This is a genomic window from Pontibacter sp. H249 (genome assembly GCF_037892465.1).
Lineage (GTDB): Bacteria > Bacteroidota > Bacteroidia > Cytophagales > Hymenobacteraceae > Pontibacter.
Genome location: NZ_JBBKTR010000005.1, coordinates 96,091 through 110,949, shown reverse-complemented (window position 1 = coordinate 110,949; position 14,859 = coordinate 96,091). Strand labels below are relative to the sequence as shown.

Genomic DNA, 14,859 nt, shown 5'->3' with positions numbered 1-14,859 from the left:
GGTTTATCTTAACAGGGATTCTTCTAGTACGTTTACAATGTCCTGCTGCAGCGCATTCACAAGCTTGTTAGTTTCTTGCAACTTCGTCAGTATCTCTGAAGGCACACCTAAAGTGGAGTCGGGAGCATGCGGGTTCTTGATGTCAAGATTATAGTTGCGGTCCACAATCTCCTCTACCGGCACACGCCAGGCATACTCGTTTTCTTCGCGGTTGTGCCACCAAGCTTTCTCCAAATCAAACTCTTTTATGTTGATTGGCCTGCCCTTGTTGTAGCTTTTCGCTCCGGCAGGGTAAGGGTGCTCAAAATACCAAACTTCTTTCGTTGGTTCACCTTTTGTGAAGAACAGCAGGTTGGTTTTAATGCTGGTGTAAGGGTTAAACACACCGTTGGGCAGGCGCACGATGGTGTGCAGGTTACACTTGCTCAGCAGTTCCTCCTTAATGCGCGTTTTCACGCCCTCGCCAAACAACGTACCGTCAGGAAGTACCACAGCGGCGCGACCGTTGTCTTTGAGCAGGCGCATGATCAGAGCCATAAACAGGTCGGCTGTTTCCTTGGTCTTGAACTTAGGCGGGAAATTGGCATCGGTACCCTCTTCCTCGGTTCCACCGAAAGGAGGATTGCTGAGGATGATGTCCACCTGGTCTTTCGGCCCCCAACTGTCGTAAGGACGCACCAGCAGGTTGTCGTGACGGATCACCGGCACATCCATACCGTGCAGCATCAGGTTGGTGGTGGCTAGCATGTGCGGCAACGGCTTTTTCTCGACCCCCTGAAAGCTCTCCTGCAGCGTCTGTATGTCGCTGGGGTTGCTCAGCTGGGTGCGCACATGCTCAATGGCGCAGGTCAGGAAGCCACCCGTTCCACAGGCAGGATCCAGCACACTTTCACCAATTTGCGGAGCTGTCATGTTCACCATAAACTGCGTTACGGCACGTGGGGTATAGTACTCGCCCGAGGAGCCAGCGCTTTGCAGCTCCTTGAGCATGTTCTCGTAAATGTCGTTAAACAGGTGGCGGTCCAAAGATGCGTTAAAATCTATCAGGTTGATCTTGTTGATCACCTGCCGGATGAGTGTGCCGCTCTTCATGTAGTTGTAGGTATCCTCAAACACCTGCTTCACAATCCAACCCTGCGGGTCTGTCTTCGGTACTACGTCCAGGCTCTTCAGCGTCTCGAACAGCTCGTTGTTCACAAAGTCGAGCAGCTCGTCACCGGTCATGCCTTCTTCGTCAGCAGCCCAGTTGCTCCACTGCAGTTTTGCAGGTATAGGCGACTTATAGTTATCTATGGTCAGTTCCCACTCTTCCTCCTTGTCGCTGAAAACTTTCAAAAAAAGCATCCATACCATCTGGGAGATACGCTGAGCATCTCCGTCCACTCCCGCATCCTGGCGCATGATGTCACGGATGGATTTAATTATACCTGAAAGGTTACTCATGTAAATGTATTTGTAAGCGTAATTGTTATTGTTCTACTTCTTGCTTTAGTGCAGCTAACTCTTCTCTATGAGCAAGCATAGCACTCTCTACTTTGTGAATTAGTGGTTGCACCCTCTCCCAGAAAGAGCTGAGCTTCGCTGATAACTTTTCAGGTTCTTCTAAAGCTAACTTCTTTATATCGAGAGAGGCTTCATCGGAAATAAAGACCTGCCAAATGTCGGTTGTTTTTCTGGCACCCTCTAATCCTTTCAGAATTTCTGCCAGTCGGTTTTTATAGGCGGCGTTGGATGGAGCAGGGGCTCCTGTGGCTTTGAACATGATCTTTTTCTTGTTGCGAAAATCCAGTTCGAACATAAAAGCTTCTTTCTTTGGCCAGCCATTGTATTCACTGTATATCGGCACAACATCCTGAAGTTGTGTACCTAAGAATCTCACTATGCCTTTACCAGTAGAGCCTATGATGTACTTTTTCTCCCTGAGGAATTGTTCAATGGTTTTAGAGAAGTCATCCATGTAGTCGGGCTTATTCTCGAAGATGAAGTCAAGTAACTTCTGATGATTCCGGTAAATCTCTCTGGCAAGGTCGTTTGTTGTATCGGTAGCCATTAAATTTCGCTTAAGCGATTTTATATAGTCTGTAATATAAATGATAGACTGTGGAGGAATAAGTGCTTTATAAACTTCAAGTACTCTATCAAGTATATCTATGATTATCTGATAGGAGAAAAAAGCATAGTACTTCTGCTCCAGAGAACTGGACTCACCATAAGAAGTTAAGTAGATGAAAACGTTCTTAAATTCTGGTTCAGGAAATTCTTTTTCTACAACCTGCCTGTACCTTTCTAACTGATTGGAATGATCCTTTGAGTGAACTTTGTTCTCTATGCAGATCACCAGGTTTGGAAACTTTACCAGCAAATCAATACTCCTCCATTCCCGTAGTATCTCTACCTTTTGAAAGTCTAAAGTTTCGGCATGTAATGCACTAATGCCTGATACTTTATCATCTGAAAAAATCTCACGCAGAAACCTCTTTAGAAACAAATCATTCAGGCCGTGGCTTTCTTTGGGGTTTAACAACCATCCAAGAAAGTTAGAATGCCTGATCTCCATATGCTCAATAGAAAGGATAGAGAAGATGTTAGGCTCATTCAGAGCTAGCTCTAGTCTGTCAAAGTCTGCGTCACGCACCATCTTAAGATAAGCGTGCTGCAATTCTAATTCTGTAACTTCTTCCATTGTTAGGCAGTTTTATAAAGCTCCTGCTCCAATTCGTTTATGGCTTTCTCAAAGTCCGCTTTTTTCCCAAAACGCTTTACAATCTCGATAGGTGTACCAAATTGATTAAGCGGCTTTACCGTCAGCACAGAGTTGTTTTCCAGAGAACTTATACCTTCGTCAGCATACTTATCTAGCAAAGTCTGCAGAACCTCTCGGGCACCAGCGCCATATTTTTCAAAGTAGTTACGCTTCTTTACTTCTTCTGCTCTTTCTTTTCTAGTAAGTGGTGGACGGTCAAAGGCTATGTGAGCGATCAGGTCAAAAGCATCCAAGTCTTTCCCAATCTCCTGCTGCAGCTCCTCAAACAATACTCCTTTCTCGGATAGCTCATTAATGATGGCTTCCTTTCGCTCACTCTCATTCCACTTCACCAGGAAGTCGTCCAGCGATTCGTATTCATTCAGCAGTTTTTTGCGGGAGTAGTCTTTTAATGATTCTGTGATAAGCTTGCCATCTGCCCCGTAGTATTGTATCCGCTCATTAATCACGGCTACTGCCACATCATTCACATAGTACTTCTTAGGTCCCGGAGGAGGATCGCCACCTAATCCGTCTATACCTTTCTCACCCGGCTCACCAGCTCCCGTTCCTGTTTCTTCTTCACCGGGTGGAGTAGGGGGTACAGGCGCTTCGTCTGGCCCCGGAGTATAAATTACTACCGGCTCACCGTCAAAATCAGGATCGGCAAACAGATTGGTCACCTGCCTGAAATCCATAATGCTAAAGTATACTTTGCCGTCATCCTCCCGTAGTCGGGTGCCTCGGCCTATGATCTGCTTGAACTCGGTCATGGACTGTATGCCAGCTTCCAGCACGATCAGTTTTACCATTTTGGTGTCTACACCTGTTGTTAAAAGCTTAGAGGTGGTAGCGATTACAGGCTCTTTTTCTATGACAGAGGAGAAGTTGTAAAGTTCTCTTTTGCCTACTTCATCATCTCCCGTGATGCGCACCACATATTTCGGATGCTTTTGCAGCATATCGCTGTTCTCATTTACCAGGGCCTGCCGCATCCGCTCTGCATGTTCGGTATCCACGCAGAACACGATGGTCTTGGCCATGCGGTCCGTCAGCTTAAGGTACTCAGTAATCTTCTTAGCCGCTGCTTTGGTACGCTCGTCGATCACCAGGTTTCGGTCAAAGTCTTTAGTGTTGTAGATGCGGTCTTCTATTTCGTGGCCATACTTGTCTACCTTTCCCTTTTCAGGGCGGTATCCTTCGTCCACGTTAAGGCTGATACGCACTACCTTGTATGGTGCCAAGAAGCCATCATCTATACCCTGCTTCAAGGAGTAAGTATAGGCAGGCTCACCGAAATACGTAAGGTTAGAGGTGTTTTTTGTTTCCTTTGGCGTAGCTGTTAAGCCCAAGTGTATGGCAGAGTCAAAGTAAGTCAGCACATCCCGCCAGGCTGATTCTTCTTTGGCGCTTCCGCGGTGGCACTCGTCCACCACCACCATATCGAAGAAATCAGGTGAGAATTGTTTGAAGATATTCTTTTCCTCTTCGTTGCCCGTCAGGCTCTGGTATAGCGCAAAGTAGATCTGGTACGATTTGTCCACCTCCCGGTTCTGTATCTTGGTCATTATATCAGAGCCGAATGGTCTAAAGTCGCCTGTCTTGGTCTGGTCTACCAGTATGTTTCGGTCAGCCAGGTAGAGCACCCGCTTCACTGTCTTCGCTTTCCAAAGCCGCCAGAGAATCTGAAAGGCTGTATAAGTCTTGCCGGTGCCGGTAGCCATAACGAGCAATATTCGCTTATCGCCTCTGGCCACAGCCTCTATGGTTCTGTTTATAGCGATTTGCTGGTAATAGCGAGGGGCAAAGCCTGTCTCGTCTTTGTGGTTTTCCTCTTTTACAATTTCCTGCTGCTGTGGTGTCAGGTTTTTATAGTTGGCATAGCGCTGCCATAGCTTCTCAGGTGAAGGGAATTGATCTAGCGGTAATTCTTTTTCTACGACACCTTCTGTTACAGATTTATCATGCTCCAGGAAAGCATCACCATTAGAGCTATAGATGAAGGGAATATCCAGGATGTCGGCATACTCCTTTGCCTGCTGTATTCCATGACCAACGGAGTGGGTGTTGTCTTTGGCCTCGATAATTGCCACCATGGTGGATCTGTAGAACAGCACATAGTCCGCGCGTTTCTGTTTGCCCCTGGTGTACTTCTGCCCTCTTACGATGATCCTGCCATCTGTAAAAGACCATTCCTCCCGTACTTGCTTCTGTATATCCCAGCCAGCCGCTACAAGGGCAGGCGTGATGAACTTCGTGCAGATGTCTCGTTCGGAGAGGGCCTTTTTGTTAAGCATGTTTTCAGGTAGTATATAGACATGTAAATATAGGTTTATGAAGATGTAAATGCAATTGTTAAAGTTGCTTCTTTACTTCCGACTTTGTCTTTTTCAGAAGTTGAAAATATATTTTAGTGGTGAAAAATATGTAAGCATACCTTTCGCGGAGAGGAAGAAGCTTATGGCAACGAATATCTATTACTTGGACTTGAATGGTAATCCAAACCATATCCTCCTTCTAATCACCCAATTTACCAACCTGTCTAAATAATGAGCGGGAGCCTACTCGCTACGGTTTTATTTCCTTTTAGTTGTTTTAAAATAGCCGGTTTTCCTGATCTAGAACAGAAAATACAATGGCAGGACTCTCTACCTTTAACACATACCAAACAGAAAGGAGGTGAGTGGAAGAGAGCACGCAAGTTAAGCTGGGTGTGAGAGGCAAGGGACTTTTTACGCCCGGTCAGGAGGAGCCTAAAACCTGCTAATAGAGTAGGCAGCAAAATTTGTAAAACCAAAGTTTTTCGCTTGCTTTTTGATTTACAAAAGCATCCAGCATCATGAAAAAATATATCTTTAGTTTAGCCGTTTTGGTTGTGGCCGTAGCGGCTGTAGCCTTTACTAATCCTGCGGAGCCAACTCCAGTTGAGGAGACTGCTGCCACGCTGTACCGCTTCACCGGAAACCAGCTGTCCCAGGCGAACGACCCGGAACATTGGGCAGTAGTTCAGGACCCGGAAGAAGTAGAAGGATGTGAGGAAGGTACCCTCCCTTGCTCTGTGATGATCAACACCTCTATCGAGACGTGGCTGTCCGGGAAAACCCCGGAAGATGCGGCTGATGATGCCGATACCCGCCGCAACTAACATTGCTTTTTCATAATCTTAAAAGGGCTGCCAGTTCTATTGGCAGCCCTTTTGTGTTACTATTTGCGCTGTATTAAAAATGGAGCTAACGTGGGTTTTGTTGCATCCCGGAAAGCTCCATTACATCATCGGGGATAGGCAGGGCGTAGCGCGGATCGTTAGGCGGCAAGGTATAGGTCTGTCCGTTCACCGTGCGGGTGAGGGTAATGCCGGCCCCGTCGCGGTTGAGGCGCTTGAGGTCCATCCACCGCAGCCCCCGCATGACGAGCTCCTTGCGGCGCTCCTGTAATATTAGCTGAAGGGCTTCCGCCTGATCGTCAGTTGTGAGGGGCACAAAGGTGCCTTCCTTCCAGCGAGTGGCCAGCAGGGTGTTTAAATCACCAAGAGCTTCGGGGATTTTTCCCTGCCGGGCCCTGGCCTCTGCCCGGGTAAGGTACAGCTCATCAGTAGCGATCCCACCGAATAGGCCCGAGTTGCTGTAGCTTCCCTTGAAGGCAAAGGAGCCGTCGCCGTTGCTGCGGAAGAAGACGGATTTCCTTAGGTCGTTGGCGTCATAGCTGCCATAGAGTTCCGGAACAATGCGGGCACGGCTGATTGCCAGGCTCGGGTTCAGAGACATGAACAAGCTGTGCAAAATCACCTCCGGGTTATAGCGCGCGATGGGAAAGGACGCCGTCGCATTCAGGCTGTTGTAGTTCATCAGCATTGCGTTCAGTTGCAGACTAGAGTCGGCATAGGCCTCGGCCAGGGGGTAGTTGCCCATGTAAAGGTATGTGCGGGCCAGCAGGCCGTATGCCGCCGGGCGGGAAGGGCGAATTACGTGCACGGGCGTGACTGGCAGCAGGGGAGACGCAGCTTTCAGATCTTTAATGATGCGTTGAAAAGACTGCTGCACGCTTGACCGCACGGATGGCTTGTTAAAGTCGGTGTCCAGGCGAAGTGGAATACCTAGGTCAGTTGCAGCAGTGTTCTCCCGGTACACTGGTGCCCAGAGCAGGGCCGCCTGCAGGAAAGACGAGGCCCTGACGAACATCGCTTGCCCTTTCACATTATCCCATCGCGCAGCCTCTGCCGGAGTACGCTGGATCTTTCCGACGGTTTCGAGTACCGTGTTGGCAGAGTAAACGGATCGGTAGGCAAAGTACCAGTCGTTTCGGCTCGGAATGAACACGCGGTCCTTCTCCCATGTATACGCGCGGCGGTACTCCTCTTCTGGCAAACCGGCCCAGTCGGCATCGGTCAGGTAATAATTATCGGCGCTTACCTCTGTCATACTGGGGTAATTGTTGGCGATCACAGCGTGGTCGTCGAGCAGGGCCTCCAGGTCCTGCAGCGTGGCGGGCACGACCAGGGCCTTATCCGGCCTCTCGTCCAGGAAGCTCTCGCAGCTCGTGGCAGCGCACAGGAGCAGGCACAGGATATAGTTGAATTGACGTTTCATGTTTTGATTCTTTTTAAGTTAGCGTTTAGTTAAAAAATGCCTTCAGGCCAAGGGAATAGCTGCGGGCTTGGGGCAGGGCATAGCGGCTAAGGTTATAGTCCGGGTCAATGCCCAGCTTGTTGGCCGTCCAGAGCAGGCCCAGGTTTTGGGCGTTAGCATAAACCTGTAGTCGTTGGAAAGGTAGCTTGCGTCCTTCGGTGGCGCTGAGATCGTAACTGGCCGTCAGGTACTGTAGCCGCACATGATCCCCTCGCTCCACGAGCACCCCGGAACCGGCATAAAACGTGTCGCGGTTGCCGATGGCCGGGTACACCTGGGAGGGTACGTAGGTATTTGTCTCGTCTCCCGGTTGCTGCCAGCGTGCGGTATAGTCGGCATGGGCTAATCCGGTGCTGTAAAGGTTGCCATAGTTGACTGACTCCCGGCGGAAGTAATAGCCCAACTTGTAGCTCAGGCGGGCCGTGAGCGAAAAGCGCTTGTAGGCCAAGGTGCTGCCCAGCGAACCAAAATAAGTCGGCAGGGCAGAGCCGTGGTAGACTAAATCGGAGACAAGTACGTCCGGTCCGAGTAGGGCGGTGTAGTCGGTGCTCACCTGCCCCTCCAGGTAGCCCTGCGGGTCTCCGGTTTGCGGGTTCAGCCCGGCCCAGGGGTAGGAGAAGATTGCATAAACTGGCCGGCCTTCCACGCCTGATATGGTGGTGCCGGCGCTGATGAAGCGGCTGCCCCGCAGCTCCGAAAGGTGGTAGGCGGTAACCCGGTCGGCGTAGTAATTGAAATTCAGGTCGCTTTCCCAGCGGAAGCCGCCCCGGCGGAAGTGCGTACTCTGCAAGCGCACATCCACGCCGCTGCCTTCCATGCTGGCCACGTTCTTCACGGTTTCCCAGCCGATGCCGCTGGTGTAGTCGATCGATTCCCGTCCGAACAGGTCGGTGCCTTTCTTGCGATAATACTCCACGCTGCCGGACAGCGCGTCGTTACGTAGCCGGAAGTCCAGGCCCAGGTTAAGCATGCGGGCCGTTTCCCAACGCAGCTCAGGGTTGGCAAAGTTATCGAAGGTAGCCCAGGGGGCCTTCGTCTGCGCCGAGAGAGCCAGGCGGTAAGCGATGGTAGTGACGGCGGCAAGGCGCTGGTCCACGTTGCCGCTATACCCGTAGGTGGCGCGCAGCTTCAGGTAAGGTACCAGTCCCACCTGGTAAAACGGCTCCCGGGACAATTCCCAGCCCATACCGGCAGACCAGAGCGGCTTCCAGCGGTCGTTGGCCTTCACACCGAACAGGTTGGAGGCGTCCTGGCGGGCGCTGCCTGTAAGCGTGTAGCGATGTTTATAGGTGTAGGCTGCGTTGCCAAACACTGATATAAAGCGCGTAAGTCTTGCGTACTGGCCGCTGTTGTCGGGGATGTTGGAAAGCGAGCCGTTGACAATGGACGGGTAAAGATTCACATAGTCCACCTGCCCGAAGGTAAGCAGGTCCGGGTCGTAGCCGTAGCGGCGGTTGTTGTTGCCAGTAGTGCGGGTGTGGCGTACCTCCCCGCCAGCCAGGGCCACAAAGGTGTGCTCCCCAGTAGTTTTATCAAAGTTGAGCTGGCCGCGCGCGTTGTGCGCTTCCACCAGGTCATGGGACAGGTCCAGGATGCCACCCTTGGGCACGATGTAGGTCAAAGCGCCGGTGTTGGGGTTAATCTGAGTGTAGCGGTTAACGATGCTGCGGGCGCCGTAGCTTTCCGGGTCCTGCAGGCGCTCGCCCTGAGCCTGCTGCCGCTGGTACTGGTAGCGTACGCTGGCTTCCAATCCTAAGGGTAAGGTATAGCGCAAGCTGCCGTGGCCGACCAGGTCCTGCAGGTTATCCGTACTGTGGTTGTGTAGGTGCTCGGTGAGCGGGTAATAGTTCCAGTCGAGCAGTTTGCCATCCCCGGCTGTCTCTTTCCAGGACTGGCGGAAGTCCCGGGGCAGGGGCAACGGTTTGCCGTTATCGTCGGCAAACCGGGCGTAGGGGTAGAGGTTGCCTGACTGGGAAGTAATGTCTCCGTAGGCGGGGCGCCCGCTGGTGCTTTGGCTTTGGGTGTAGCGCAGCCCGCTGGTCAGTTCCAGGTTTTTGAGGGGACGTAACGTGTGCTGCATGGCCAGGTTCAGGCGATTGTAGCCTGCGTCCAGCACGCTCAGGTTGCGGTCATAGCCGCCCGATAGGCGCCACCCATGGGCATGGGTGCCGCCTTGCAGGCCCAGGCTGTACTGCTGGTTGACAGAATTGCGGTACATGTACTGTAGGTAATCGTCTCGCACATCGCGGGAGCGCAGCGCGTTGAGCTGCGTTTGTGCCTCCTCTTCGGTGAGGGTTCCATTGCGCTGAGCCAGCAGGATCTCCACGGCGGGCGTAAGGGCCGGACGACTGGCAGAGTTGATCTGGCTGTTGTAATGCCCCTTATCAAAGAGAAATTGCTCCAGGTCGATGTAGTCGGAGCTGGATAGCTGCGGGAGCGAGGACAAGTCTGGCTTTCCGGTGAACGTAACGTTGGTGATGAACTCGGCACGCAAGGGCTGATTGAAGCGACCTTTCCGGGTGGTGATTACGATCACGCCGTTACCTGCCCGCGCACCCCAGATGGAGGCTGCCGCTGCATCTTTGAGAATGGTGACGCTTTCCACATCGTTGGGGTTGATATTGCGCAGGTCTCCTTCATAGGGAAAGTTGTCCACGACGATGAGCGGTTCGCGCGGGCCCTGGATGGTACTCAGGCCACGTACAAGGAACTGTCCCTGGGAACCCGTGCCCCGGTCCACGGTAAGGCCGCTGGCAACTGCCTCCAGGCGGCTGAGTACGTCGGTGCTTACCTGCTGTTGTAGCTGCTCTCTACTAACATGGGCAAAGGAGCCGGTGGCGCGTTCCTGCGGCAGGTCCTGATAGCCAGTAGAGACCACTACCTCGCCCAGCTGGCTCGACTGCTCAGTAAGGGAGATCACCAGCAGTTGCGGCAGGGGAGTTGGCAGCGCCACTTCACGTTGCGCATAACCCAGGAAGTTCGCCTGGAGTATGGCACCGGCGGGTACGGACTGAAGGGTAAAGTAGCCATCGACATCGGCCGTGGTACCCTGTTCGGTGCCTTTCACCAGCACGGTGGCGCCGGGCAGGGGCGATTGATTGGCGGCGGAGAGAACCCTGCCGCGCACAACCTGTTGGGCCAGCGCCCAGAGGGGCAAAAGCAGCAGGGAAAGAAAGAGTAAGGTACTTTTCATATGGTACATGTTTTAAAGTGATGGAATGATTCAGGTTGTTAAGGGAAATTGGGGCGACCGGCAGGAACCTAGGGCAATTGACCACCAGGTTCCCGGGTGGCGCACAGGGTACCTATTATCTAACTTTAAACTAATCTAACCCCAGGCGCTGCCATCCTGCCCAGCTATAGCGGACCCGGCCGCCCCTGGCTTATCTTTTAGCCTGTGGTGGTGCCCCAGGCTTCTCGCGGATTACAAACACAGGCACTTTACGCCGTGCCTGCCGCAAGTCCAGGCCCTGTCGCTGCAGTTCGCGGCGCAGGGAAGACAGGTCTCCAACGCCCTCTGGCAACTCAATGTCCACTGGTCCGGTGTAACCGGTGCCGTCCACAACTTGCAATGTGATACCGCTATGGTTGTTGAGGCGGCTGACCAACGCCGAGAGGGGCATGTTGCGCAGAAAGGGCTGCTTCTCCCGGAAAAGCTGGTTAGCAGGAGTCCCGCCCTGTGAGGTAAGCAGCGCTTTTCCTTTGCGCACGAGCACCAGGCAGTCCATGCGCCGCTGCTCCAGCGTAGCGTAGAAACCGGAGAAGGTGTTCAGGTCGCCCAGCATGTAGTGAAACAGGCTATCCGCCTGGTGCGACGGCACGACCAGGTCATAAGAGTAAAAGTGCCGTGCTTTCCAGTCCACATCGGACAGGGAGGATCGATCGGGGTAGAGAGCAGCGCTGTCGCTTACTTCCACGCGCAGGCCTTTAGTCCCAAGCTCCGGGTACAGGGCCCGCTGCACGATGCGGTACATCGTGAGCAGGGGCGTGTTAGTCAGGGCGGCACCATTTACAGTATCCCCGCTTTGGCGGATACGGGTGCCGCTGGGCAGGCCGCTTACTTTTCCCTTCAACAGGATGCTGTAGCGGAGCATGTGCCCGGCGGGTAGTTCCTCCATTGTGAAGAGAGGACGCGTTACGTCAATATCTTTTTTCTGGGGTAACACAGCCTGCTCCCGGGCTAGCATCTTGCGCACGTTTTCCGGGGTTACCTGGTCGGTGCCGGTAGTAGCCAGCAAGGTGCCATCGGGGCTGATCCAGGCCACATGCGGGATCAGGCGGTGCGGGAAGAGACTGCCTAGTATGGTGTCGTTCACTACGGAGGGCAGGGCGTATCGTCTTCCGTCAGGGTGGCGCCAGCGTTCAAAGTAGGCCTTTACCTTTTCTTCGGTGTCCTTATTGGAACCTGAGTTAACCAGCAGCACCTGCACCTGGCCTTCGAACTCGCGCTGCAGCGCATCGAGTTTGGGCATGGCGGCCTTGCATGTGCCGCACCAGGTGGCCCAGAAGTCCAGGATGAGCAGCTTGCCCCGGAAATCGGAAAGCCGAACTGTGGGGCTTGGGTAATTCACCAATTCAGTCAGGTGTACGTCCGGTACGGGCTGCCCGACGGCCAGGCTTTGGCTGGGAGCAGGGGCAGACTGGGCCCGAGCCATTTGAATAAGAAAGCCAGGTAATAACTGCAACAGCAGGATAAACAGTAGGAACAAAATGGGCATGAGGAGCCCGGGAAGCCATTTGGATGGTTTCATACAGGTAAAAATTTAGATAAAACAAAGGAATGCCCGCTAGCAAAAGACCGGTGCGATGCAGGCCTAACGGCGGTGGGGTATTAAGCTTGGCTCACTCGGGTGGGCAGATCAGTAGCGCCCAGCTGTAGGTGGGGAGTTTACACATGGCGCTGGTCTCCTGCAAAGTAAAGGGTTAGGGTAGGTTCCTGTTCCTGCGGTGGGGGTGGCAGGTCAGGTAGTTGGTATACAGCCGAAAGAAGAATTTCAATGTTTTCATAGAAGACCGTGAGTTTGTCGGTGTGCAGCGGGTCGAGTTCGTTAAATGTAGCCAAAAGATGGGGGTGCTGGCTGTGCCACAGGGCTTCCTGCACCTCCTCGAAGGTATAGGACTGACAGAAGTGCTGAATGATGCATTGCGGGGTTGTACTAGTAATCGTTTTTGCCTTTGCTGTTTCCATGGGTTTAGCCTGGTTAATGGACAAATGTTTCCCTTGCTGCTTCCGGAGAGGAGCAGCTGAAGGTATAGCGCTAAAAGAGGCGACCACTCCTAACTAGTAGCTACAGCCTGTGTTGTATGGAGCGGTAGGGGAAGAGGCAGCTCACTCAGGCGGTGAAATCAGGAGAGTCCAGTTTTGGAGATGGAATAAGGATGACAGAATAGAACTGGCAGATGCATGGAAGTTCCTGTACACTATAATAAGTGTTTGAGCTGTTGTGTGCTTTGATTTTTGGATAGCTTCCATTGTTGCTGATGTTAAAGAAATAATCAACAGAAGCCTCGGATTAGATAATGGCCAAAAGCTAAAGGCGGCACCCGCCAGTCTAATGTTGTAGAGGCTCTGGTAAAGCCTACCACTTCTTTCGAAATAGCTTCCCACAATAGACATAAGCGAGCACCGCCCTATAGCAAATATAGGGTATTGGTGCCTCACTCACGCTCGCGGGAATAAAAATTTACCAGATTTCTACAGCGAGGCTTGTTAAGCAATACTTATTTTAGTATCTGCGTAATAATTTTATAATATTTTACATGCTTATAATCAAAATGTTATGTATAAAAAGTATTAGCTGTTTTGTTGACAGCATGATTTTATCATGTTGCTAATATAATGTTAAAATTTCTAATCTCCTAATTAAGAGTATGCTTTTTCGGAGTAATTTGTAAATTGTATAAGCTTGATCTTTATGAAATGGATCATGATGAGGAATTAAATAAAAGGGAAAAGCTTATTACTAGTGAGGAGCTTAAGAAAATTGGCGCTAAGCTAACAAGGCTGCGAAAAGAGCGGGGTTATACTAACTCAGATTCCTTTTCTTACGATAATAACATTAACAGATCACAGTATGGTAAGTATGAAGCGGGTTCGGAAGATATGAGAATCAGCTCATTAGTGAAGGTGTTAAATATTTATGGTTTGACATTAGAAGATTTCTTTGGTAAGGATTATACATAGACCTAATCCATTTAAATTATATCAACAAGTGAAGCTCAAGCATAGCAAGAGTAAGAAGTAAGCCTATCAGTAGTTAAACGAAACCATACTATAGACGAGCAGTGTAAGTAGCGATAGACATATGATTTTAGCGGAAAAATTAACTCTATTGTATTCCGATCTACTCACGAAATCTTGTTTTGGCCGGTAGTAAAACATTAGACTAGTATTTTAATTAAAAAAACCTGTGAGATTATTCTGACAAGTTTTTTTAATTTTGAATTTTTCAACCAGATTTTGATTGCCAAAATTGACTAATCGTTTGGCTTGTGTTTGTGGGGTTTGAGAGGTGGATATTTCTCCTTTTTCTCTGGTGTAACTCGTCTCCTTCTATCTAGTGACCCATCGTCTTTTTTTGGTTTTGGACCAGGTTTGATAGCTTGAATTTTTTCCATATTGCTTGTATATTTAGTTGTGAATAAAAAACATTAGCGAAGGCGATTGATTTTCTTTTCGCTATTAGAAATACCGCATTGAAACCTTCAACATTAAACTTATATTTAATTCTTCAGCAAATGAGTTTAATAATCAATAATTTATCTGAGAGTATTTACGAGAGAGAAAAAGTTTTTCTGTATGACATCATTTACTGCATTAATAGGTATCTTCCATAAAGCTGATAAATAAATTAATACAGCTTCTACATCCCTTGGCTTGGTAGGAGCACCATCCAGCGTGATAAATGGTCCATCACTCTCGGTAAGAATATTTTCTTTAGGTATTCGCTTAATAATTTCCTGACCGGATTTTGATTTTATCATAGCTGGATTCACAGAAAACATATAGCCAGCGGCTGAAATTTCAGCGATCAACGATAGAGGTCCGGAGTACCAGTGAAAAATTGCTGTTTCTACATTATAGCTTTGAAGAAACATAAATACTTCTTTTTCAGCCTTCCTAGAATGAAGGCTCAATAATTTTCTTTTCCCCTGTAAAGACTTTAATACTTTTTTAAAAGTAGTAACCTGTAATTCTTTAGTAGCCATCCCCTCTCTTGAAAAATCAAGACCAATTTCGCCGATATAAGATGTGTTATCTATATTTCTTATGAAAATTGGCAGTTCTCTTAAGTGCTTCTCTGCATATAGAGGGTGCATACCTAAAGCTAATCTTACCTTTTTATGTCTAGCTAAATAAGGGCGACCAAGTTCAAAATGGCTCGGCAAGTTTGTAACTCCTATAGTAATTGTTCCTGAAAGTTCACTTTCATTAGCAACAGCTATAGGATCAGGATACAAATCAATGTGACAATGCGTATCGATCAAATT

10 protein-coding genes and 1 pseudogene are annotated in these 14,859 nt (G+C 50.1%); 2 read left to right on the top strand and 9 right to left on the bottom strand.

The window, feature by feature from the left end:
* Nucleotides 1–3 precede the first annotated feature (3 nt).
* From WG943_RS08775 to hsdR, 3 genes are read right to left on the bottom strand one after another with little or no spacing between them, the layout of a single operon-like run.
* Nucleotides 4–1,443 (bottom strand): type I restriction-modification system subunit M, encoded by a 1,440-nt coding sequence (locus WG943_RS08775; protein ID WP_340408268.1) that lies wholly within the window; start codon nt 1,441–1,443, stop codon nt 4–6.
* A 25-nt stretch (nt 1,444–1,468) separates the two neighbouring features.
* On the bottom strand, nt 1,469–2,683 hold the full coding sequence (locus WG943_RS08770; RefSeq protein ID WP_340408266.1) for a PDDEXK-like family protein: 1,215 nt from the start codon (nt 2,681–2,683) through the stop codon (nt 1,469–1,471).
* 2 nt (nt 2,684–2,685) lie between these two features.
* The gene (gene hsdR, locus WG943_RS08765) at nt 2,686–5,040 is read right to left on the bottom strand and encodes an EcoAI/FtnUII family type I restriction enzme subunit R (RefSeq protein ID WP_340408265.1); all 2,355 of its coding nucleotides are present in this window, start codon (nt 5,038–5,040) and stop codon (nt 2,686–2,688) included.
* Between the two features lie 542 nt (nt 5,041–5,582).
* Here hsdR and WG943_RS08760 point away from each other — a divergent pair.
* Complete coding sequence (locus WG943_RS08760) at nt 5,583–5,888, top strand: hypothetical protein (protein ID WP_340408264.1); 306 nt, start codon at nt 5,583–5,585, stop codon at nt 5,886–5,888.
* A gap of 85 nt (nt 5,889–5,973) precedes the next feature.
* On the opposite strand, the gene WG943_RS08755 is transcribed toward WG943_RS08760, so the two are convergent.
* The 5 genes and pseudogenes from WG943_RS08755 to WG943_RS08740 all read right to left on the bottom strand — a co-directional run bounded on the left by WG943_RS08755 (nt 5,974) and on the right by WG943_RS08740 (nt 12,556).
* The gene (locus WG943_RS08755; protein ID WP_340408263.1) at nt 5,974–7,329 is read right to left on the bottom strand and encodes a RagB/SusD family nutrient uptake outer membrane protein; all 1,356 of its coding nucleotides are present in this window, start codon (nt 7,327–7,329) and stop codon (nt 5,974–5,976) included.
* Between the two features lie 25 nt (nt 7,330–7,354).
* Nucleotides 7,355–10,561, bottom strand: a complete 3,207-nt coding sequence (locus WG943_RS08750; RefSeq protein WP_340408261.1) for a SusC/RagA family TonB-linked outer membrane protein — start codon at nt 10,559–10,561, stop codon at nt 7,355–7,357.
* Between the two features lie 190 nt (nt 10,562–10,751).
* Nucleotides 10,752–11,633 carry a hypothetical protein gene (locus WG943_RS08745; RefSeq protein ID WP_340408259.1) on the bottom strand — a complete coding sequence of 294 codons (882 nt, stop codon included), beginning with the start codon at nt 11,631–11,633 and terminating at the stop codon, nt 10,752–10,754.
* A 102-nt stretch (nt 11,634–11,735) separates the two neighbouring features.
* Nucleotides 11,736–12,023: pseudogene (locus WG943_RS21235) on the bottom strand (TlpA family protein disulfide reductase); the annotation flags it as partial.
* Between the two features lie 233 nt (nt 12,024–12,256).
* A complete protein-coding gene (locus WG943_RS08740) occupies nt 12,257–12,556 on the bottom strand; it encodes a hypothetical protein (RefSeq protein WP_340408257.1) in 300 nt (99 codons plus the stop codon).
* A 732-nt stretch (nt 12,557–13,288) separates the two neighbouring features.
* Between WG943_RS08740 and WG943_RS08735 the strand changes: the two genes are divergently transcribed.
* Complete coding sequence (locus WG943_RS08735; RefSeq protein WP_340408256.1) at nt 13,289–13,552, top strand: helix-turn-helix domain-containing protein; 264 nt, start codon at nt 13,289–13,291, stop codon at nt 13,550–13,552.
* A gap of 575 nt (nt 13,553–14,127) precedes the next feature.
* On the opposite strand, the gene WG943_RS08730 is transcribed toward WG943_RS08735, so the two are convergent.
* The gene (locus WG943_RS08730; RefSeq protein WP_340408255.1) at nt 14,128–14,856 is read right to left on the bottom strand and encodes a TatD family hydrolase; all 729 of its coding nucleotides are present in this window, start codon (nt 14,854–14,856) and stop codon (nt 14,128–14,130) included.
* Between the last annotated feature and the right edge of the window lie 3 nt (nt 14,857–14,859).